Here is a 19,382-nt window from a genome sequence, read left to right on the forward strand (position 1 = left end):
CACAAGAGCAAATGGGGCGGGAACGACCATGATGGGACCGGCACACTCCCTGTCAGGAGCAGCGGCCTGGCTGGGGGTGGGGGCGGCGACGGCCGCGGCCGGACATCCGATGCCCTGGCCCGTACTCGCCGTCGGAGCGCTGATCTGCGCGGGCGCGGCCCTCGCCCCCGACCTCGACCACAAGTCCGCGACCATCTCGCGCGCCTTCGGGCCGGTGTCGAAGGGCCTGTGCGAGATCGTCGACAAACTGTCGTACGCCGTCTACAAGGCGACCAGGAAGCCCGGTGACCCGCGCAGGACCGGCGGCCACCGCACCCTCACCCACACCTGGCTGTGGGCGGTCATGACCGGCGGCGGCGCGTCGCTCCTGGCGTTCGCCGGCGGCCGCTGGGCGGTCCTCATGATCCTCTTCGTCCACCTGGTGCTGGCCGTGGAGGGCCTGCTGTGGCGGGCCGCCCGGATGTCCAGCGACGTCCTGGTGTGGCTGCTCGGCGCGACGAGCGCGTGGATGCTGGCGGACATACTCGACAAACCGGGCAACGGTGCCGACTGGCTGTTCACCGGTGCCGGCCAGGAGTACCTGTGGCTCGGCCTGCCGATCGTCCTGGGCGCGCTGGTGCACGACATCGGCGACGCGCTCACCGTCTCCGGCTGCCCGATCCTGTGGCCGATCCCGGTCGGCCGCAAGCGCTGGTACCCGATCGGCCCGCCCAAGGCGCTGCGGTTCCGCGCGGGCAGCTGGGTGGAGCTGAAGGTGCTGATGCCGGCCTTCATGCTGCTCGGGGGAGTGGGCGGCGCGGCGGCGCTCAACTTCATCTGACGGGTGCGCCGGGCACGGCCGCCGGTGCCGCCGCACGGGCCGTACGCGGCACCAGCGCCAGCCCCGCCAGCGGCACCGCCGCCAGCACCAGCCACGGCAGCGCCCCGCCCGCCTCCAGCAGCGCCCCGGCCGGAGCGCTGCCCGCCAGCACCACCAGGCCCGACACGGACGACAGCGCACCGGTGAACAGGCCGAGGCTGCGGTCGCCGACGAGATCCGGCACCCACGCCCGGGTCGCGGGGACGACCAGCATCTGCCCCAGCGTCAACAGCACCACGAAGGCCAGTGACGGCCACAGTCCGCCCGCCTCCAGCAGCGCCCCGGCCACCGCGAAGGACGCGGCGATCAGCAGCAGCCCGCCGAGCACGGAGCCCCGCCACGACAGCCGCTCCGCCGCCCACCGCGACAGCGGCACCTGCCCGGCGACCACCAGCACGGACGACAGCGCGAAGAGCCAGCCGAGCGCGGCCTGCGACCCCGTGGCGCGTTGCAGCTCGCCGGGCAGCGCGAGGTAGAGCTGGTTGTAGGCGAGCAGGTAGGTGCTGTAGGCGAGGCACAGGCCGAGGAAAGCGCGGTTGCGCAGCAGCAGCCGCACTCCGTCCCGCACCGGCACGTGCTCCCGGCCGTCCTGACCGCGCTCCCCGGGCCCGGCCGGCGGGCGGCCCGGCAGCAGGCGCCAGTGCGCCGCCGTGACGACGGCGAAGACCGCGGCGCCCGTCAGACACGCGGCCCGGAACCCGCCGTACAGCAGCAGCGCCCCCAGTACGGGGCCGATCAGCGCTCCCGCCTGTCCGCCCGCCGAGAACCGCGCCAGCATCCGGGTGCGGGGCAGTCCCGTCTCCTCCTCGTGCCGCACCGCCTGCCGGGCGATCTCCGTCTCCACCGCGGGCGAGAACAGCGCCGCGGCGAACCCCACCAGCAGGACCGCCCCGATCACCGACCACGTCGCGCCCGCGAACCCGAGCCACCCGAACCCGGCCACGCGCAGGACACACCCCGCCAGGACCACCGGCCGGGCGCCGTACCGGTCGGTGAGCGCCCCGCCGACCACGAACAGTCCCTGCTGGCTGAAGGTGCGCAGCCCCAGTACGAGGCCCACCAGCCACCCCGCGAGCCCGAGCGCCCCGCTCAGGTGCTCGGCGAGATAGGGCAGGACGGCGAAGAACCCGACGTTGAAGGCGAACTGGCTGGAGATCAGCAATCGGGGCAGCGGGGGCAGCCGGGACGGATCGGCGGCGTTCATCGCGCACCCCCGACGGACGGGACCGCGGCGAGCAGTTCGCGCGTGTACGGATGCTCGGCCGTCCCGTACAGCAGGCGGGCGGGCCCCGTCTCCACCACCCGGCCGTGACGCATCACCGCGACCCGGTGCGCCACGTGACGCACCAGGGCCAGATCGTGGCAGATGAAGAGGTACGCGAGGCCGAACCGTTCCTGGAGGTCCGTGAGGAGGTTGAGCACCCCGGCCCGTACCGACGGGTCCAGCGCCGACACCGGCTCGTCGAGCACCAGCAGCCGCGGCCCGCTCGCCAGCGCCCGCGCGATGCCGACGCGCTGGCACTGCCCGCCGGACAGTTCGTGCGGCCGGCGCCCGCCGGCCGCGGCGTCCAGACCGACCATCTCCAGGAGTTCGGCCACCCGCCGCGGACCGCCGTCCCGGTCCCACCGGCCCTGTACGCGCAAGGGCTCGGCCACCGCGTCGCGCACCCGCTGCCGGGGGCTCAGCGAACCGTACGGATCCTGGAACACCGGTTGCAGGGCGGGCCGCAGCGCCCGCAGCGTCCGCTCGTCCAGCGCGGTCAGCTCACGCCCGTCGAACCACACCTCGCCGCTGTCGGGGCGGCGCAGCCCGAGCACGGCCGCCGCCGTACTCGACTTGCCGGAGCCCGACGCGCCGATCAGGGCGAGCGTCTCGCCCGCGGCCAGCTCGAAGGAGACGCCGTCGACGGCCGTGCGGCCCGGGTAGCGGACCACCAGGTCCCGTACCTCCAGCAGTGCGCTCATACGGCGGCCTCCAGGGCGTGGTGGCAGGACACCAGGTGCGCGTCGCCCACGGCTTCGGGGGCCTCGGCGCCGCAGCGGTCGTCCGCCAGTGGACAGCGGGGCGCGAAGGCGCACCCCGCAGGGACGTCGGCGGGCGTCGGCGGAGCGCCGCCGAGCGCCGGAAGCCTGCGGTCGGCCGTCGGTTCGCCGGGCGGCAGCGAGGCGAGCAGCGCGGCGGTGTACGGGGCGCGCGGCTGCCCGAACACCCGGCCCACGGGCCCGGATTCTGTGTGCCGCCCGGCGTACATCACCAGCACGCGGTCGGCGTACCGGGCCACCACGCCCAGGTCGTGCGTGACCAGCATCAGCGCCGCGCCCGTCTCCGCGCGCCGCTCGGCGAGTACGCCGAGCACCTGCGCCTGCACGGTCGGGTCGAGCGCGGTGGTCGGCTCGTCCGCGACGACCAGGTCGGGGTCGTTGACGGTCGCCATCGCGATCACCGCGCGCTGGCGCATCCCGCCGGAGAACTCGTGCGGATACGCCTTCGCCCGCCGCGCCGCGTCCGCGATCCCCACCCGGTCGAGCGCGGCGACGGCCCTGGCCCGCGCCTGCGCGCGCCCGCACCCCGACGACCGTACGGCGGCGGCGATCTGGTCCCCGACGGTGTGCACGGGCGACAGCACGGCCAGCGCGTCCTGCGGTACGTACGCCATGCGCCGCCCCCACAGCCCCGCGTACGCGCGGTGGTCCGCGCCGGCCAACTCGCGGCCGTCGAACCGCACGCTGCCGGTGATCTCCGCCCCGTACGGCGCCATGCCGAGCACGGCCCGCGCGGTCAGCGACTTGCCGGCTCCCGACTCGCCGACCAGGCCCAGCGTTTCGCCGCGCCGGATGTCGAAGGAGAGGGAACGGACGGGGGTGACGGTCCGCTCCCCGTCCCGGACGCGGACGCGCAGATCTCGAACGGACAGCAAAGTCATGGGCGTCGGGCCTTCGGGGAGGTGAGTGACGACAGGGACACGGCGAGTCCCGCCAGCAGGGCGAGCGCCGTCGCGGGCGCGAGCGCGGCCCACGGGGCGCGCTCGACGTACATCCGCGACTCGTCGAGGAGCAGCCCCCACTCCGGCGCGGGCGGCTGTACGCCGAGTCCGAGGAAGCCGAGCGAGGCGAGCGCCAGGGCGATCGCGGGCAGCCGGAGTACCGCGTGGCGGGCGACCGGTCCGGCGACGGCGGGCAGGACGTGCCGGGTCAGGATCCGGTACGGGGTGGAACCGATGGCGCGCTGCGCGGTGAGGAAGCCGGACGCGCGTACCTCCTGCACCAGGGCGGCGGCGTGTGCGGCGAGCGGCGGCCAGGAGACCAGTGCGACGGCCAGCGAGGCGCCCGCCGTACCGGGGCCGAGCACGGCGGCGACGAGGATGCCGACGACGACGGGTGGCAGGGCGTTGGCGACATCGCTGACGCCGGCTGTGAAGTCCGGCAGGAACCCCAGGACCAGGGCGACGGCGTAGCTGACCGCGCACACGGCCAGTGCCACCCCCACCGTGGAGGCCGCCCCGTGCCCGAGCCGCGCCAGCACGTCCCGCCCGAGCCCGTCTGTGCCCAGCGGATGCGCCCCCGACGGCGCGGCGAGCCGGGCGGCGGTGTCCACGGCGTACGGATCCCGCAGCAGCCCCCAGGCGACGACTCCCAGCAGCACCCCGCCCAGCACGACGGGCACGGCCCGCCGGAGCGGTCCCGCGGGCGCGGGCAGCGGAGCGGGCAACGCCAGTGAGGCGCCGCTCGCCCCTGCCGTCCGGCCTCGCGCCGGGCGCCGCCCCGCACCGTGCATGAGGCTCCGCCCCGGGCCCCGGTCCTCAATCGCCGGACGGGTCTGTTCTTGACCTGATGCCCCGGGCGTCGGACGGGCTTGTCCGTGGCTCGGCGTCTCCCTCGCCGGGCGGGCCGGCTCTCCCGGTTCTTCCGTCCCGGGCCGGGAAAGCGGGCCCGTCCGGCGATGGAGGACTTCGGGAAGAGGCGGGACGGGGGAAGAGACCGACGCGCCGGCCGGCACCGCCACCGCCAAACCGCTCCGCGGCCGCGGCCCCGGCCTCGGGCCGAACAGCCGGCGGCGTACGGCAAAGACCGCCAGCCGTGCCGCGCCCTTCGGCCCCGTCGGCCCCGACCGTGCCGCGGAGACGTTTCGCAGCGCCGGTCCGAGCAGCCGGCGGCGTACGACGTGCGCCACCGCTCCCGCCACCAGCCCCAGCGCCAGCAGGGCCAGTACCGCGCCCTGGAGCAGCGGCAGGTCCTGGGACTTGGCCGCGCCCAGCGCCGTACGCCCGATGCCCGGCACCGCGAACACCGTCTCCACCGCGACCGCGCCACCCGTGAGCCCCACCGCGACCAGCCCGAACTGCGGCACCAGCGCGGGCATCGCACGACGTGTCGCCGCGCCCGCGATCCGCCACGGCGTGACGCCGGACGCCCGCCACAGCACCGCCCACCGCTCACCGAAGGCCGCGGGCAGCGCGTCGTCGACGAGCCGCCCGACGAGGCCGCCCGCCGGTACGCCCATGGCCAGCGCGGGCAGCACCAGGTGCGCGGGGCCGGCCCAGCCGGACGTCGGCAGCCAGCCGCACCACACGCCCAGCACGATCAGCCCCACCGTCGCCAGCAGGAACTCCGGTACGGAGGCGAGCATCGCGCCCGGCGCACCGGCCGCATGCCCCCGCAGCGTGCCCCGCGCCCCGCGCACCACCGTCCGGGCGCACAGCGCGACGGCGACCAGTACGGCCACCACCAGCGACGCGCCCATCAGCAGCAGCGACACCCCGAGCCCGGACAGCACGGACGGCAGCACCTCCGCCCCCGAGACCCACGAGGTGCCGAGGTCGCCGCGCACCAGCCCGCCCGCCCAGTCGCCGAGCAGCGCGAGCGGCCCGCCGCCGAGACCGAGGTCGTCGCGGATCGAGTCCAACGCCTCGGCGGTGGGCTCCTGCTCGGCGGACCTGGCCCGCAGCACGGTGAGCGCCGGGTCCTTGCCGGACAGCCAGGGCAGCAGCCCGACCCCCGCCGTGACGGCGAGCAGACCGGCGGCCCGCGTCAGCGCCGCCTTCACTTGATGTGGGTGTCGACGGTGACGAGTTCCCGCTCGCGCGGGTCCTTCGCCGAGCCGACGACGTGCGTCGCGTCACCCTGGACGACCCGCTCATGCAGCATCGGGATCGCGGCGTCCGTGTTCAGTACGGCGGTCTCGGCCGCCAGGACGGCCGCACGCCGCGCGTCGCCCGACGCCGTACCGGCCGCCTTGCGCAGCGCCTTGTCCACGGCCGGGTCGCTCAGCTGCGCGATGTTGAAGGACCCGTCGCTCGCGAAGTCGCTGTAGAGGTACGCGGCCGGGTCGCCGGAGTCGAGGACGGTCGCCCGGGAGAGGACGAACGCGTCGAACTTGCCCGCCAGCGCGTCGGATTCGATGTTCGCGTACTCCCGCACCTCCAGCTTTACCTTGAACCCGGCCTTCTGGAGCTGCTGTTGGAGCGTCGCGGCGACCTCGGGCAGCTCGGCCCGGTCCGTGAACGTGCCGATGGTGACCGAAGCGCCGTCCGGCTTTCCGGGAGCGGTGGCCGAGGTCCGTCCCTTCCGCTCCTTCGCCCACGGCAGGGCGGGGCCGAGCAGCCCCTCGGCGACATCGGCGCGGCCCTCGTAGACCCCGTCCACGAGCGCCCGCGCGTCGATGGCCCGGCGTGCGGCGGCCCGCAGGGAAGCGTCCTTGAAGGTGCCCTTGGACGTGTTGAGGTAGAGGGTGTTGGTGCGCGGCATCGGCACCTCGGTGATCTGCTTCTCGTCCAGCAGCGACGCCTGCGACACCGGTACGGCCTCGACGATGTCGGCCTCGCCGCTGCGCAGCGCGGCGGCGCGGGCGGTGCTGTCGGGCACGAACGTCACGTCGATGCCGGGGGCCTTGGCGGCGCCGCCCCAGTAGTGCTCGTTGCGGTCCAGTGCGGCGGAGCTGGTGCCGTTCACCTCGGTCAGGACGAACGCGCCCGTGCCGGCGCCCACCGGGTTCACCACCTTGCCCCGGTACGCCTTCGCGGCGAGGACCGACAACTGCGGCGAGGACATCCGCTCGGGCACCAGCGGATCCGCCTCGGCGGTGGAGACGGCGACGGTGTCGCCCCGCGCCTCGACCGTGAGGCCGACTCCGTCCAGGATGCGCGGCTTGGGCGAAGCGGTGGCGGCCGCGGTGAGCGAGCGGGCCACGGCGGCGGCGGTCAGCGGTGTGCCGTCGTGGAAGCGCACGCCGTCCCTGACGGTGAATTCCCAGGTCAGGTCGGTCGTACGCCGCCACTTCTCGGCGAGCGCGGGACGCGCGTTTCCCTCCGCGTCGAGCGTCACCAGTGTTTCGGCGGTGCTCCAGCGGGACAGCTTGAAGGCGTCGTCGCTCAGCGGTGAGAGGCCGGACCGGGGCGGCTGCATCATCGCCACCCTGATGCGCTTGTCCCCGGAGGCGGCGGTACCGGTGGCACCGGAGGCGAAACATCCGGTGAGCAGCAGGGAGGACGCGACGGCTATGGCCGCGACGGGCAGGACCTTGGGCACAGGCACGGGGACTCTTCCGGGGCATGGAGCAAACGGTTTGCGACCAGAACATAGCTCATGAAAATCATATTCAACAAATACTCGTCCCTGCTCCTACGCTCGGCAGTCCGGCCGTCGCCATCCACGGGGCGATGGCATGTGCGAAGGGTGGGGCGACCTGTTCGCGGAGAGTTAACACGGTTGTAAATTGCCGAGTTGCTGTCCGGTGTCTGTTCCTGAACAGAATGGTGTCGACTTCCGGCACGACGTCACAGGGAGGGGGGAACCGTGTTGCGGATCACCGCAGCCGCCAAGGCGCTGCTGTTGGCGGTGTTCGCGCTGCTCTCCCTCACGGCCGCGACCGGCGACGCCGTCGCGGTGTCCGTGTCCGGCAACTCCGTGACCGCCGCCGGCCCGGAGGCGGCGCCGCCGGTGGCCGCGGGAGGTTCCTGCTCGGCCCCGCTCCCCGAGGGCGAAACGCACCCGGGCCACGTGCGCCGGGCCCACCGGCCCGAGACGGCTGCCCCGCAGACGGCCGTCCGTACCGTCTGCGCCCTGTCGTCCCCGCCCGCGGAACTCCCGCTGCGCTCCGCTGCGGCCGTCGCCGTGCCGTACTGCCACGCACCCTTCAGATCCGGGGACTTCCCCGTCGCCCTCCAAGTCTTCCGCTGCTGACACGGCCGTACGGGCCGATTCCGGGCCCCGTACACACCGATCCGTCATCTCGGCACTGTCATCGCTCTTGGAGGCGATCCCCCCCATGCAGACCTTCATCGACCATGCCCGCTCCCTGGGGGAGCGGATAGCGGCCGGCGACGAGCAGCGCGAGTGGTTCGGGCGGCTGGCGGCCGGCCAGTCGCCGCAGGCGCTCTTCATCACCTGCTCCGACTCCCGCGTCGTCCCTTCCCTGATCACCGGCGCACGCCCCGGCGACCTCTTCGAGCTGCGCACGGCGGGCAACGCGGTGCCCCCCTACCGCGTGGAGCGGCCCAGCGGCGAGGCCGCGACCATCGAGTACGCGGTGAGCGTGCTGCAAGTCCCCGACATCGTGGTCTGCGGGCACTCCCACTGCGGGGCGATCGGCGCGCGGGTGCGCGGTGAGGACCTCCGCGCCGTACCGGCGGTCGCCGGGTGGCTGAACAGCCAGCTGCCGGACGACCTGGGCGCACTCCGCTCGGACGCGGAGGCGGACACCGGGGTGGCGGCGGCCGTCCAGCGCAACGTCCGGGAGCAGATGGACCGGCTGCGCGCCTATCCCTGTGTGGCCGAGCGCATCGACGCCGGACAACTGAGGCTCCACGGCTGGTTCTACGCCGTGGACACCGGGCTCGTCCTGGCCCACCAGCCCGCCGTCGACGCCTTCCTTCCGCTGTGAGCGCCGGCGCGAACACCCTCGTCCAGGCCGTCAGGAACGGCCTCGCGCGGCGGGGCACGGGCGACCTCCGTGCCGACTTCACCGCCTCGCTCGTCGTCTTCCTCGTGGCGGTGCCGCTGTGCGTGGGCGTGGCCGTCGCCTCCGGGGTGCCCGCCGAACTCGGCCTGGTCACCGGCATCGTGGGCGGCCTCGTCACCGGGCTGCTGCCCGGCAGCAGCCTCCAGGTCAGCGGACCCGCGGCCGGGATGACGGTGCTCGTGTACGAGGCCGTGCAGGAGTACGGGATCAGCGCACTCGGCGTCGTCGTGCTGGGCGCCGGAGTGCTCCAGCTCGCGATGGGCGCCCTCCGGCTGGGCCGGTGGTTCCGGGCGATCTCGATCGCGGTGGTGCAGGGCATGCTCGCCGGTATCGGCCTGGTGCTGATCGCCGGCCAGCTGTACGCGCTGGTCGACGCCGAGGCGCCCGCCGGCGGGCTCGCGAAGATCGGCGGCCTGCCGGGGCTGGCCTTCGACACCCTGGGGTCGGGCCCGGCCCTGGCGGCGTTCGCCATCGGGGCCGGCACGGTGGCGGTGCTGCTGCTGTGGCCGAAGATCCCGGCCGCGGCGCGCGTGCTGCCCGCCCCGCTCGCCGCGGTCGCACTCGCCACCGTGGCGGCGTTCGCCTTCGACGCGCCGGTCGCGCGGGTGGAGGTGCAGGGGCTGCTCGACGCCGTACAGCCGCCCGGCACGGGCGACTTCGCGCGCCTCGCCGAGGTGGGCGTGCTGGGCACGGTGATCGCCTTCACCCTGATCGCGTCGGCCGAGAGCCTGTTCAGCGCGGCCGCGGTGGACCGGCTGCACGACGGTCCCAGGACCGACTACGACAAGGAGCTCGTCGCCCAGGGCGCGGGCAACACGGTGTGCGGGATGCTCGGCGCGCTGCCGATGACGGCGGTGATCGTCCGCAGCTCGGCCAACCTGCAGGCGGGGGCGCGCACCAAGGCGTCCCGGGTGCTGCACGGGGTGTGGCTGCTCGTCTTCGCCGCGGTGTTCCCGGCGGCCCTCGGCGTGATCCCGGTGGCGGCGCTGGCCGGTGTGCTGGTGCACGCGGGCTGGAAGCTGATCCCGGTGAAGGAGTTCGCCCCGCTGTGGCGCGAACACCGCGGTGAGGCGGTGGTGCTGGGCGCCACGGCACTGTCGATCGTGGTGACCAACATGTTCGAAGGGGTACTGATCGGCCTGTTGCTGGCGGTCGCGAAGTCGGCGTGGGAGACGTCCCACGTCCACGTGGAGGTCTCCGGCGCCGACGGCACCGGGGACGACCGGACCGGGGACGACCTGGGGCCGCTGCGGGTCCGGGTGCTGGGCAACGCGACCTTCCTGCGGCTGCCGAAACTCCTCGACGAACTGGAGGCGCTGCCCCGCGACCGGGCGATCGAGCTGGACCTCACGGGCCTGCGCCACGTGGACCACGCGTGCGGTGCGGCGCTGACGGCGTGGACGGACCGGCACAACGACGAGGGGGTGAAAGCGGTGAAGGTCGCGGCCTGACCGCCGCGAGGCGTGGACCGGCCCCGGCCGGGCACCGCCGGAACCGCGCTCACCCGCCCCGCCCCGCACGGAACGGTCCGTGCGGGGCGGGGCCGCCCGTACTCCTGCCGCGCCCGTGCCCTTCTCGACCGCAGGTCAGGCCCCCGCCCTCGGACGTACGGAGGTACGCCTTCGACGCGCCAGCCCGCCGCGGGACCGGCCGCGTGCACGTCGTGGCGCGGGCCCGGCTAGCCCGGGGCGATGCGGCTGAGGTGCTCCCAGGACCGGTACAGGTCCGCTTGGGCCCGGCCCATCTCCACGACGTGGTCGAAGGACTGACTGCCGACGATCAGGCGCCGGGGCGGATCCGGCAGTGCGGCCAGCTCCATGACGACCGGAGCGGCGGTGTCCGGCTCCGGGGCGACGGCGTCGCCCCACATCGCCTCCATCTCGGCGCGCAGGGGCTGGTACTGCGCCAGAGGTTCGGTGGCCGTGGTGCCGGTGGTGAACAGGCCGGTGTTGTAGCCGCCCATCTGCACGATGGTGACCTTGACGCCGAACCCCTCGACCTCCATCGCCAGTGCCTCGCTGACCGAGTCCAGCGCGGCCTTGCCCGCGCCGTAGAAGCCGACGGTGGCCATGCCGCCGCCGCTGCCCATCGAGGTGACCTGGAGGAGCCGTCCCCCGCCCTGGGCGCGCAAGTGGGGAAGGACCGCCTGGGCCACCCACACGGCGCCGAAGAAGTTCACATCCATATGCGCCCGGATCTGCTCCTCCGTGGCTTCCTCCACCATGCCGTAGAGCATTCCGCCGGCGTTGTTGACGACGACGTCCAGCCTGCCGAACGCGGCCGCCGCCCGCTCCACCCCGTCGAACACGGCCCGGCGGTCGGTGACATCCAACGGAAGCGGGACCAGGCGGCCGGGGTACTTCTCGGTCAGCTCCTCCAAGGGCTCGACGTCGCGGGCAGCGGCCACCACGCGGTCGCCGCCCGCCAGGGCGGCCTCGGCGAAGGCCCTGCCCAGGCCGCGGGACGCGCCGGTGACGAGCCAGACTCTTGTGTTCGCCATGGTGTCCCACCTCAGTAAACGAAACGGTTCGTATCGGTTCGCTGCGAATCTAGGGCACCTCCTTTGGTTTCGCAATACGGATCGTCTCGTTTCGTTTCGGGGCTGGACTGAACGCATGCCCAACGAGAAGGGGCCGGACCACTCCCGGCGCAGGGAGCGGTCCCGGCAGGCAGTCCTCGCGGCCACCCGCGCCCTGGTCGCAGAGGAGGCGTACGGGAAGGTCACCGTCGAAGCCGTCGCCGCCCGTGCCGGCGTCGGCAAGCAGGTGATCTGCCGGCGGTGGCCGTCGAAGAGCGCAGTCGTCTTCGCTGCCCTTCTGGCGCTGAGCGAGGATGCGGACGGGCAGTCGGTCGCACTGCCGGACACGGGCGACCTCGAAGCCGACCTCAAGCTCGTCATGCGTGCCACGGCGGAGGAGTTCGCCGACCCGGCCTTCGACAGGCTGATCCGGGCCCTCAACACCGAGATCGCCAACGACGCCGCGCTGGCGGCCGAGTACCGGGAGAAGCTGGCCCAGCCGCTGGAAGAGGCGGAGAAGGCGCGTTTGCGCAGCGCCCAGGAGGCCGGCCAGCTCGACGCCGACGCCGATCTCGACCTGGCCCTCGAAGTGCTCTACGCCCCCTCTTCCAGCGGTGGCTGCACCGCAGCGGTCCGCTGACCACCGCCTACGCCGACGCACTTGTCGACGCGACCCTCAGAGCTTTCGGCTCCTGAACGGGAAAGGTCACCTCCGCGCCGGCCTTCGCGGCCGGCCCCGCCTCGGTGAGGCGCTCCCTCATCAGCCGCCGGCCCGCACCGAGCGCTCGCGCCAGCTCCGCCAAGTGCTCCTCGGCGGGCATGCCCGGGCTCGGGCCCGCCAGGACGTCCCCGCTGTACGGCCCCACTCCTTGCGGCCCGGCAGCCGCGCCCCGGGAGTCGGACCGGCGATGCGAGGGCGCGGCGAGAACGTGGCCACCGGACCGCCGGGCAGTGCCGGGTCCGCCCGGCGGGCGGCTCTCGCGGCCGTGGCGTGCAGCCGCTCCTCCGCCACCGTGCGGGCCTCGGGCACCTGCCGGCCGGCGCCGGCACCCCGGGCAGCGGCACCCGGTGACGGTGTGGCCGGCCCGCCGCCCGGGTGAACAGCGCCACCAACCCCCGGCCTGCGTCCACGCCGGGCTCCGTACCACCACGCCAGGGCGGTACGGAGCGCGGAAGTGCGCCCCGGCGGATCGCTGCCGGACGCAGCGGCCGCCGTCACGCACCGCGGAGAACGGTCAGCCGTGCCAGGACCGCCACAGCGCCGCGTACGCCCCGCCGGCCGCCACCAGCTCGTCGTGGCTGCCCAGTTCGCTGATCCGGCCGTTCTCCACCACCGCGATCACGTCCGCGTCGTGCGCGGTGTGCAACCGGTGCGCGATCGCCACGACCGTACGCCCGTCCAGCACCCGCGCCAGCGACCGCTCCAGATGCCGCGCGGCCCGCGGGTCGAGCAGGGACGTCGCCTCGTCGAGCACCAGGGTGTGCGGGTCGGCGAGCACCAGCCGGGCCAGCGCGATCTGCTGCGCCTGCGCCGGGGTGAGCGCGTGGCCGCCCGAGCCGACCTCGGTGTCCAGGGCGTCGTCCAGCGTCCGCGCCCAGCCGTCCGCGTCGACCGCGCCGAGCGCCGCCCACAGCTCCGCGTCGTCCGCGCCCGTGCGGGCCAGCAGCAGGTTGTCGCGCAGGGAGCCCACGAAGACGTGGTGCTCCTGGTTGACCAGTGCCACGTGCGTACGCACCCGTTCGGCCGGCATCCGTGACAACTCGGCCCCGCCGAGCTTCACTTCGCCCGTACGCGGTGCGTAGATCCCGGCGAGCAGCCGCCCCAGCGTGGACTTGCCGGCGCCCGAAGGGCCGACCAGGGCCATCCGTGTGCCAGGAGCCACGTCCAGCGTCACCTCGTGCAGCACGTCGACGTCCGCCCGGTACCCGAAGCGCACCGCGTCGGCGCGTACCGCGTGCCCGTCGGGCACGACCTCCGGGTCACCCGCGTCCGGCTCGATCTCCCGTACGCCGACGAGCCGGGCCAGCGACACCTGGGCGACCTGGAGTTCGTCGTACCAGCGCAGGATCAGGTTGACCGGGTCGACGAGCATCTGCGCGAGCAGGGCGCCCGTGGTCAGCTGGCCGACACTGATCCAGCCCTCCAGGACGAAGACGCCACCGATCACCAGCACCGAGCACAGGATCGTCATGTGCGTGACGCTGATGACGGGGAAGAGCACCGACCGCAGCCACAACGTGTACCGCTCCCACGCCGTCCACTGGCTGATCCGCTGCTCGGAGAGGGCCACCCGGCGGTCGCCGAGGCGGTGGGCCTCGATGGTCCGCCCGGCGTCCACCGTCTCGGCGAGCATCGCCGCGACCGCCGCGTAGCCCGCCGCCTCCGAGCGGTACGCCGACGGCGCCCGCCTGAAGTACCAGCGGCAGCCGATGACCAGGACCGGAACGGCCACCAGCACGGCCAGCGCCAGGGGCGGCGCGGTGACGGTCAGGCCGCCGATCAGCAGACCCGCCCACACCACACCGATGGCGAGCTGCGGCACGGCCTCGCGCATCGCGTTCGCCAGCCGGTCGATGTCGGTGGTGATGCGCGCCAGCAGATCGCCGGTGCCCGCCCGCTCCAGCACGCCCGGCGGCAGGCCGACCGACCGCACGAGGAAGTCCTCGCGCAGGTCGGCCAGCATCTCCTCGCCGAGCATCGCGGCCCGCAGCCGCATCTGCCGGGTGAAGAGGGTCTGGACGACGAGCGCGATCGCGAACACCGCTGCCGTGCGCTCCAGATGGAGCTCGCGCGCCCCGTTCGCCAGGTCCTCGACGAGCGAACCCAGCAGGTAGGGGCCCACCATCGAGGCGACGACCGCGGCCGCGTTGAACGACACGAGCACGGCGAACGCCCCGCGGTGCCGTCTCATCAGCTCGCGCACATAGGTCCGTACGGTCGCGGGACCGCCGACGGGCAGGGTCGTCGCCGACTCCGGTGCCGCCGGGTCGTACGCCGGTGGCGCCACGCCGATCATGCCGATTCCTCAATCTCTTGAAGTTCCCGTGTCCGGGCGGCCGCGGTGCCCGCGGTGTTCCCGTCGTGCTCGTCGTGCTCGTCGTGCTCGTCGTCGGGTTCGCGGGTGACGACCGCGCGGTAGCGCGGGTCGGTGCGCAGCAGCTCGTGGTGCACGCCCACCGCGGCGACCTCGCCCTCATGGACGAGCACCACCCGGTCGGCCCGGTCGAGCAGCAGCGGCGACGACGCGAAGACGACGGTCGTACGTCCCGTGCGCAGCCCCTTCACGCCCGCCGCCACCCGCGCCTCGGTGTGCGAGTCGACCGCCGAGGTCGGCTCGTCCAGGACGAGCACCTCGGGGTCGGTCACCAGTGAGCGGGCCAGCGCCAGGCGCTGGCGCTGGCCGCCGGAGAGCGAACGCCCGCGCTCCGTGATCCGGGTGCGCATCGGGTCGCCCGTGCTGCCCGCCGACGCCTGGGCGAGCGCGGCCAGTACGTCGCCGCACTGCGCCGCGTCCAGGGCGTCCGCCGCGGTCACCTTCCCCGAAGCCGGTACGTCGAGCAGCTCGCCCAGCGTGCCGGAGAGCAGCACCGGGTCCTTGTCCTGGACCAGGACGGCGCCCCGCGCGGTGATCAGCGGCAGGTCGTCGAGCGCCACCCCGCCCAGCAGCGCCGACGGCGGCTTCTCCTCGTCGGTGTCCGAGGTGGCGTGACCGCCGAGGCGCTCCGCGAGCAGGCCCGCCAGGTCGGGATCGCCGCACACCACGGCGGTGAACCGGCCGGCGGGTGCGAGGAGCCCGGTGGCCGGGTCGTACAGGTCGCCGCCCGGAGCCTCCTGACCGCCGGAAGCCGCCGTGTCGTCCGGCGCGCAGGCCGTGCGCTCCAGCGAGAGCACCCGCACGGCCCGCTTGGCGGAGGGCCGTGAGAAGGAGTACGCCATGGCGATCTCCTCCACGTGCCGCAGAGGGTAGAGCAGCAGTGTCACCGCGCTGTAGACGGTGACCAGTTCACCGACCGCGATCCGCCCGTCGAGGGAGAGCCTCGCGCCGTACAGCACGACCGTGATCAACAGCAGGCCCGGCAGCAGCACCTGGATGGCGGAGATCAGCGACCACATGCGGGCGCTGCGCACGGCGGCCTTGCGGACCTCCTGCGAGGCGCTGCGGTAGCGGTCGAGGAACAGGTCCTCGCCGCCGATGCCGCGCAGTACGCGCAGGCCCGCGACGGTGTCGGACGCCAGCTCGGTGGCCTTGCCGGCCTTCTCGCGCTGGACATCGGCCCGCCGGGTCGCCTTCGGCAGCAACGGCAGGACGGCCAGGGCCAGTACGGGCACCCCGATCGCCACGACGATGCCGAGCGCGGGCTGGTAGACGAGCAGGCCCACGCAGACGACGACGAGCGCGAGGGCGGCGGCCACGAAGCGCGAGAGCGCCTCGACGAACCAGCCGATCTTCTCGACGTCGCCCGTGGAGACCGCGACGACCTCGCCCGCCGCGACCCGGCGGGTCAGCGCCGAGCCCAGCTCCGCGGTCTTGCGGGCCAGCAACTGCTGCACCCGCGCGGCGGCGGTGATCCAGTTGGTGACCGCGGTCCTGTGCAGCATGGTGTCGCCGAGGGCCACCGCCACGCCGAGCAGCGCGATCAGCCCGGCGGCGAGCGCCAGCCGGCCGCCGGATCTGTCGACCACGGCCTGTACGGCGAGACCCACGCCCAGCGGCAGGCCGGCGACGCCGCACTGGTGCAGCAGGCCCCAGGAGAGGGACTTCAGCTGCCCGCCGAGCTGGTTCCGCCCGAGCCAGTAGAGGAATCGGGGCCCGGACCGGACGTCGGGGACGCCCGGATCGGGATACGGAAGATCGCGAATCTGCATGATGTCCCACGGCTCGGTGCGGCTGGATGAAACCGTGCAAGGCTCGCTTTTTTCCACCGGAAAACGCAATCGATTTATGGGCGCCGAGGCACAGAACACGCCAAGATCGAACATCGGGCTCTGGTGTTCCGGGCCCTCCCACGCTTCACTCCTGACGCATGGGAAGACGACCTGGAGTCATGCGCGTGCTCGCCGGTCTGGTCCTGGCCGCGGGAACGGTGTTCGGGGCGGGGCAGGCCGGAGCGGCCACCGCCGGGGACGGGCCGCCCGCCGAGTTCGGCCGGGACTGGCACGATCCCGTCACCGCGGCGCCGCCCGTCGAGGTCCCCGGCGGCCGGTCCTGCGAAGTGACGGTCGCGCGGGCCCAGTTCCGCGACTTCACGCCGTACAAAGGCGGGTACGCGCCCCCGGAGGGCTGCGGCGACCGCTGGAGCAAGGTGGTGCTCCGGCTCGAGGGCGAGGTGGCGGGGCGGCAGTACGACCGCCTCGGGTACCTCCGCATCGGCGGGGTCGAGGTGCTCCGCACCTCCACCCCGCAGCCCTCGCCCGAAGGCATCACCTGGTCCGTGGAGAAGGACGTCACGCGCTACAGCGACACGCTCCGCCGCGAGCAGCCCGTCGAGATGCTCATCGGCAATGTCGTCAATGAGACGTACACCGGCGTCATCGACGTCAGGGCGTCCCTGACCTTCTACGCCGCCGAGGGACGCGCGAAGCGGGCCGACCCCGTCCCCGACCGCGTCCTCACCCTCGACGGGGACTCCCTCACCACCCCGCGCAACTCCGAGCGGATCCTCGCCGAGGTGTACGCGACCGGCTCGGGCGGCGGCTGCGAGGAGTACTGGTACCTGTCCGTCCCCGAGGAGGCGCCGTACTCCTGCAAGGCGCCGGACGGCCCCTACCGCGAGGTGCAGATCAAGGTCGACGGACGGCTCGCGGGAATCGCCGCCCCGTTCCCGACGGTCTGGACGGGCGGCTGGTCCAACCCCTTCCTCTGGTACGGGTTGGGGAAAAACGTTCCCGCAGGTGAAAGGCTCGCAGCACGCGCAGTCGGGCACTGATCGGGCACATGGGCGCACCGGGTGCTCGCCGAAGTGATATTTGCAGGCCCGAAGCCGATCAGCTGAGTCGTCATTGCCCGATAGCCTGGCACAACCGGAGCCACCACCACACCTTCCGCGGTCAGTTGAGACATGATCATGCCACCGTCATGAAGTTGCCCATGGCCTCCAGTCCCCGGCCGCCGACGTCGGGGATGAAATGCGCGTAGGTCTCCAGCACGGTCTCCACGGTGTCGCCCATGTACTCCGCCACCGTCACGGGCGTCTCGCCTGCGCCGAGCTGAACCGAGGCGTAGGTGTGCCGCAAAGCGTGGAATGTGAACGGCTCCGTGCCATTCCAGGCATCCCGAGGCGTCCCGTCGGCCCGGTATAGCCGCTTCACTAGCCCGGCTTCCTCCAGAGCCGGATTCCAGTTGTCGGTCCGGAAGATGTTGCTGGTGATCGGGTTGCCGTACGCCGTAGTGGTGAGCAACCGGACCGTCACCTGCGGCCTCTGCTCCCATGCCATGGTGGGTTCGCTCGCGTCGACCCAGGGCAGCGTCACCTCTACGGATGGGAATTCCTCCATGTGGGCGAGCAGGGCCTCCTCCAACTTCGTTGGCACGGGAAGACGGCGGGTCTTGTCCCTCTTCGGCAGCTTGAACCAGTGCCGCGCCCCGATGCTCTGGAGCTGCCGGTCGACATACAGCCAGCCGTCCCGCAGATCGTCGGGGCTCCATGCGAACGCCTCGCCGGGGCGCAGGCCAGCGGCGACGCCGAGATCAGCGAGGGCGCGGTACCGCGGGTGGAGGGCCACACGTACATCCCGGAACACCGAGGGGCCCCACGCCTCCTTGTTCGTCGGTGGCCTTTTCGGCGGTCGAGCAGAATCCAGCCCCCGGCAGGGATTGAGGGGGATGCGGTTTGCCTCGTACGCGGCCTGGAGGATCTTCGAAAGGTTCTGCCACGCTGTGCGGACTGTCCCCGACGCGACCTGCTTGCGCAGGGCGAGCTTCCAGGCGTTCAGTTCTTCCGTGCCGATGTCGAGCAGCCGCTTCTCCCCGAGGTAGGGCAAGATGCAGGACTTCACACGCTGTTCGGTGCGCTCCCGGGTACCGGGCAGGATCTCCGCATTCGGCCACCATACGGTTTCGTAGTATGCCGTCAGGGTGATCTCACCTCGCTGCTGCTGCCGGAGCCTGCCTGAGATGACGTCCGTAGTTAGTTCCCGGGCTCGGTTCTCCGCCTCGTCGTACGACTCCCAGTTCTCCTTGGGCAGTGCGTCGCCCTGGTCGTCGTAACCGCGAACCTGCCATTGCGCGCCGGCTCCGTGGGCCGCACTGCGGTAGCGCTTGGCCCCTTTGTGGCGGCGGCAGTACTCGGTCGGCTTGCCGTTCTTCTTGTGCCAGAGGTCTTCGACCCATGCCTTGGCCATGCTCATCCTTTTGGTCGTGGACGCTTCAAACGTCCGGCGGGCGGACTCTCATGTCTCCCGCTGTCCTCGGTCGCGACGGTCGCGACGGTCACCTGCGTTCCCTCCTGGAAGGCGGAGACGTCGGCTGCGGCATAGCGGACACGTCCACCGACGGCGCCAAGGCGGTGGAACCGCGGCCCCGTCCGGGCAGTGCGCCACTTCTGGAGCGTCTTCTGGGAGACCCCGAGAAGCTCGGCGACGTCCTTGGCGGTCAGCCACGCGTCGGGGGCGATCGGGATGCTCAGTCGATCACCTGCGCGGACGGGATACCGATCCTTTCGGCCATGGTCAGGTCCCGGGGTGGATATTGATGCGTACATAGATGTCCCCTTGACGGAGCAACAGAATGAGTTTCAAGCCGTGTCATTCGGTTTGGGTGTTTTGTTCACCGCTTCCAACCCTCTAGTGGGCGAGAGCTTCACTGGTCCCTTGTCGGACTCGCGTTGGAACTGCCACTGGACGCGCAACGCGGCCAGTGCCGTTGGCCCCGTAGCGCTCCAGGGCTTCTTCCGCCGCTCAAGGTCGGGGTCTGAGGCTGGCCAGTTCGGGTGGCGGAACTCGCGGCACAGGGCGTAGAGCTCGCAGGCCGCATGACCGTGACCGGCATCGTCAGGAAAAAGTCCGGGAGTTTTCTCACGTCAGGGCGGGTCTGGCACATCCAGCCGAC

14 protein-coding genes and 2 pseudogenes are annotated in these 19,382 nt (G+C 73.0%); 6 read left to right on the plus strand and 10 right to left on the minus strand.

Going from position 1 to position 19,382, the window contains the following annotated elements; translation table 11 throughout:
- The first annotated feature begins 28 nt into the window (after window positions 1–28).
- Window positions 29–820, plus strand: coding sequence for a metal-dependent hydrolase (locus tag BN1555_RS28635; protein WP_093802057.1), 792 nt, complete (start codon window positions 29–31; stop codon window positions 818–820).
- Here the strand turns inward: BN1555_RS28635 and BN1555_RS28640 are convergent.
- Genes BN1555_RS28640 through BN1555_RS28660 form a run of 5 tightly spaced genes read right to left on the minus strand, consistent with a single transcriptional unit; the run spans window position 813 to window position 7,390 of the window.
- Window positions 813–2,063: an MDR family MFS transporter gene (locus tag BN1555_RS28640; protein WP_093802058.1), complete on the minus strand. Its 1,251-nt coding sequence runs from the start codon at window positions 2,061–2,063 to the stop codon at window positions 813–815. The genes BN1555_RS28635 and BN1555_RS28640 overlap by 8 nt on opposite strands.
- Entirely contained in the window at window positions 2,060–2,824 is a 765-nt protein-coding gene (locus tag BN1555_RS28645; protein ID WP_093802059.1) for an ATP-binding cassette domain-containing protein, read from the minus strand. The genes BN1555_RS28640 and BN1555_RS28645 overlap by 4 nt, the downstream gene beginning before the upstream one ends.
- A complete protein-coding gene (locus BN1555_RS28650; protein WP_093802060.1) occupies window positions 2,821–3,783 on the minus strand; it encodes an ABC transporter ATP-binding protein in 963 nt (320 codons plus the stop codon). Before BN1555_RS28650 ends, BN1555_RS28645 begins: the two co-directional genes overlap by 4 nt.
- Entirely contained in the window at window positions 3,780–5,903 is a 2,124-nt protein-coding gene (locus tag BN1555_RS28655) for an ABC transporter permease subunit (protein WP_093802061.1), read from the minus strand. The genes BN1555_RS28650 and BN1555_RS28655 overlap by 4 nt, the downstream gene beginning before the upstream one ends.
- Window positions 5,900–7,390, minus strand: a complete 1,491-nt coding sequence (locus tag BN1555_RS28660) for an ABC transporter substrate-binding protein (RefSeq protein WP_093802062.1) — start codon at window positions 7,388–7,390, stop codon at window positions 5,900–5,902. The genes BN1555_RS28655 and BN1555_RS28660 overlap by 4 nt, the downstream gene beginning before the upstream one ends.
- A 261-nt stretch (window positions 7,391–7,651) precedes the next feature.
- On the opposite strand from BN1555_RS28660, the gene BN1555_RS28665 reads away from it, so the two are divergent.
- The 3 genes from BN1555_RS28665 to BN1555_RS28675 all read left to right on the plus strand — a co-directional run bounded on the left by BN1555_RS28665 (window position 7,652) and on the right by BN1555_RS28675 (window position 10,267).
- Window positions 7,652–8,038, plus strand: a complete 387-nt coding sequence (locus tag BN1555_RS28665; protein WP_141662891.1) for a hypothetical protein — start codon at window positions 7,652–7,654, stop codon at window positions 8,036–8,038.
- A gap of 85 nt (window positions 8,039–8,123) precedes the next feature.
- Window positions 8,124–8,738 carry a carbonic anhydrase gene (locus BN1555_RS28670; protein ID WP_093802064.1) on the plus strand — a complete coding sequence of 205 codons (615 nt, stop codon included), beginning with the start codon at window positions 8,124–8,126 and terminating at the stop codon, window positions 8,736–8,738.
- Window positions 8,735–10,267, plus strand: coding sequence for a SulP family inorganic anion transporter (locus BN1555_RS28675; protein ID WP_093802065.1), 1,533 nt, complete (start codon window positions 8,735–8,737; stop codon window positions 10,265–10,267). The genes BN1555_RS28670 and BN1555_RS28675 overlap by 4 nt, the downstream gene beginning before the upstream one ends.
- A gap of 227 nt (window positions 10,268–10,494) precedes the next feature.
- Here BN1555_RS28675 and BN1555_RS28680 read toward each other — a convergent pair whose 3' ends face one another.
- Window positions 10,495–11,316 carry an SDR family NAD(P)-dependent oxidoreductase gene (locus BN1555_RS28680; protein WP_093802066.1) on the minus strand — a complete coding sequence of 274 codons (822 nt, stop codon included), beginning with the start codon at window positions 11,314–11,316 and terminating at the stop codon, window positions 10,495–10,497.
- Between the two features lie 115 nt (window positions 11,317–11,431).
- Here BN1555_RS28680 and BN1555_RS28685 point away from each other — a divergent pair.
- Window positions 11,432–12,030, plus strand: a pseudogene (locus tag BN1555_RS28685) (TetR/AcrR family transcriptional regulator).
- 539 nt (window positions 12,031–12,569) lie between these two features.
- On the opposite strand, the gene BN1555_RS28690 reads toward BN1555_RS28685, so the two are convergent.
- Together BN1555_RS28690 and BN1555_RS28695 are read right to left on the minus strand one after the other, a co-directional pair.
- The gene (locus BN1555_RS28690) at window positions 12,570–14,351 is read right to left on the minus strand and encodes an ABC transporter ATP-binding protein (RefSeq protein WP_093802067.1); all 1,782 of its coding nucleotides are present in this window, start codon (window positions 14,349–14,351) and stop codon (window positions 12,570–12,572) included.
- On the minus strand, window positions 14,348–16,201 hold the full coding sequence (locus BN1555_RS28695) for an ABC transporter transmembrane domain-containing protein (protein ID WP_093802068.1): 1,854 nt from the start codon (window positions 16,199–16,201) through the stop codon (window positions 14,348–14,350). Before BN1555_RS28695 ends, BN1555_RS28690 begins: the two co-directional genes overlap by 4 nt.
- Window positions 16,202–16,359: 158 nt before the next feature.
- Between BN1555_RS28695 and BN1555_RS28700 the strand changes: the two are divergent.
- Window positions 16,360–17,202 (plus strand): annotated as a pseudogene (locus BN1555_RS28700) (peptide-N4-asparagine amidase); the annotation flags it as partial.
- 196 nt (window positions 17,203–17,398) lie between these two features.
- Here the strand turns inward: BN1555_RS28700 and BN1555_RS28705 are convergent.
- Window positions 17,399–18,682, minus strand: coding sequence for a tyrosine-type recombinase/integrase (locus BN1555_RS28705; RefSeq protein ID WP_093802070.1), 1,284 nt, complete (start codon window positions 18,680–18,682; stop codon window positions 17,399–17,401).
- Window positions 18,679–19,035, minus strand: coding sequence for a helix-turn-helix transcriptional regulator (locus BN1555_RS28710; RefSeq protein ID WP_093802071.1), 357 nt, complete (start codon window positions 19,033–19,035; stop codon window positions 18,679–18,681). The genes BN1555_RS28705 and BN1555_RS28710 overlap by 4 nt, the downstream gene beginning before the upstream one ends.
- Window positions 19,036–19,382 lie beyond the last annotated feature (347 nt).

Origin of the sequence: Streptomyces sp. Wb2n-11, from assembly GCF_001049855.1 — a bacterium.
Classification (GTDB): Bacteria; Actinomycetota; Actinomycetes; order Streptomycetales; family Streptomycetaceae; genus Streptomyces; species Streptomyces altiplanensis.

Coding starts and splice junctions, on each gene's coding strand:
- BN1555_RS28695 (WP_093802068.1), bottom strand. CDS start 16,201: ATGCAGATTCGCGATCTTCCGTATCCCGATCCGGGCGTCCCCGACGTC.
- BN1555_RS28680 (WP_093802066.1), bottom strand. CDS start 11,316: ATGGCGAACACAAGAGTCTGGCTCGTCACCGGCGCGTCCCGCGGCCTG.
- BN1555_RS28690 (WP_093802067.1), bottom strand. CDS start 14,351: ATGATCGGCGTGGCGCCACCGGCGTACGACCCGGCGGCACCGGAGTCG.
- BN1555_RS28710 (WP_093802071.1), bottom strand. CDS start 19,035: ATGTACGCATCAATATCCACCCCGGGACCTGACCATGGCCGAAAGGAT.
- BN1555_RS28650 (WP_093802060.1), bottom strand. CDS start 3,783: ATGACTTTGCTGTCCGTTCGAGATCTGCGCGTCCGCGTCCGGGACGGG.
- BN1555_RS28670 (WP_093802064.1), top strand. CDS start 8,124: ATGCAGACCTTCATCGACCATGCCCGCTCCCTGGGGGAGCGGATAGCG.
- BN1555_RS28640 (WP_093802058.1), bottom strand. CDS start 2,063: ATGAACGCCGCCGATCCGTCCCGGCTGCCCCCGCTGCCCCGATTGCTG.
- BN1555_RS28635 (WP_093802057.1), top strand. CDS start 29: ATGATGGGACCGGCACACTCCCTGTCAGGAGCAGCGGCCTGGCTGGGG.
- BN1555_RS28645 (WP_093802059.1), bottom strand. CDS start 2,824: ATGAGCGCACTGCTGGAGGTACGGGACCTGGTGGTCCGCTACCCGGGC.
- BN1555_RS28705 (WP_093802070.1), bottom strand. CDS start 18,682: ATGAGCATGGCCAAGGCATGGGTCGAAGACCTCTGGCACAAGAAGAAC.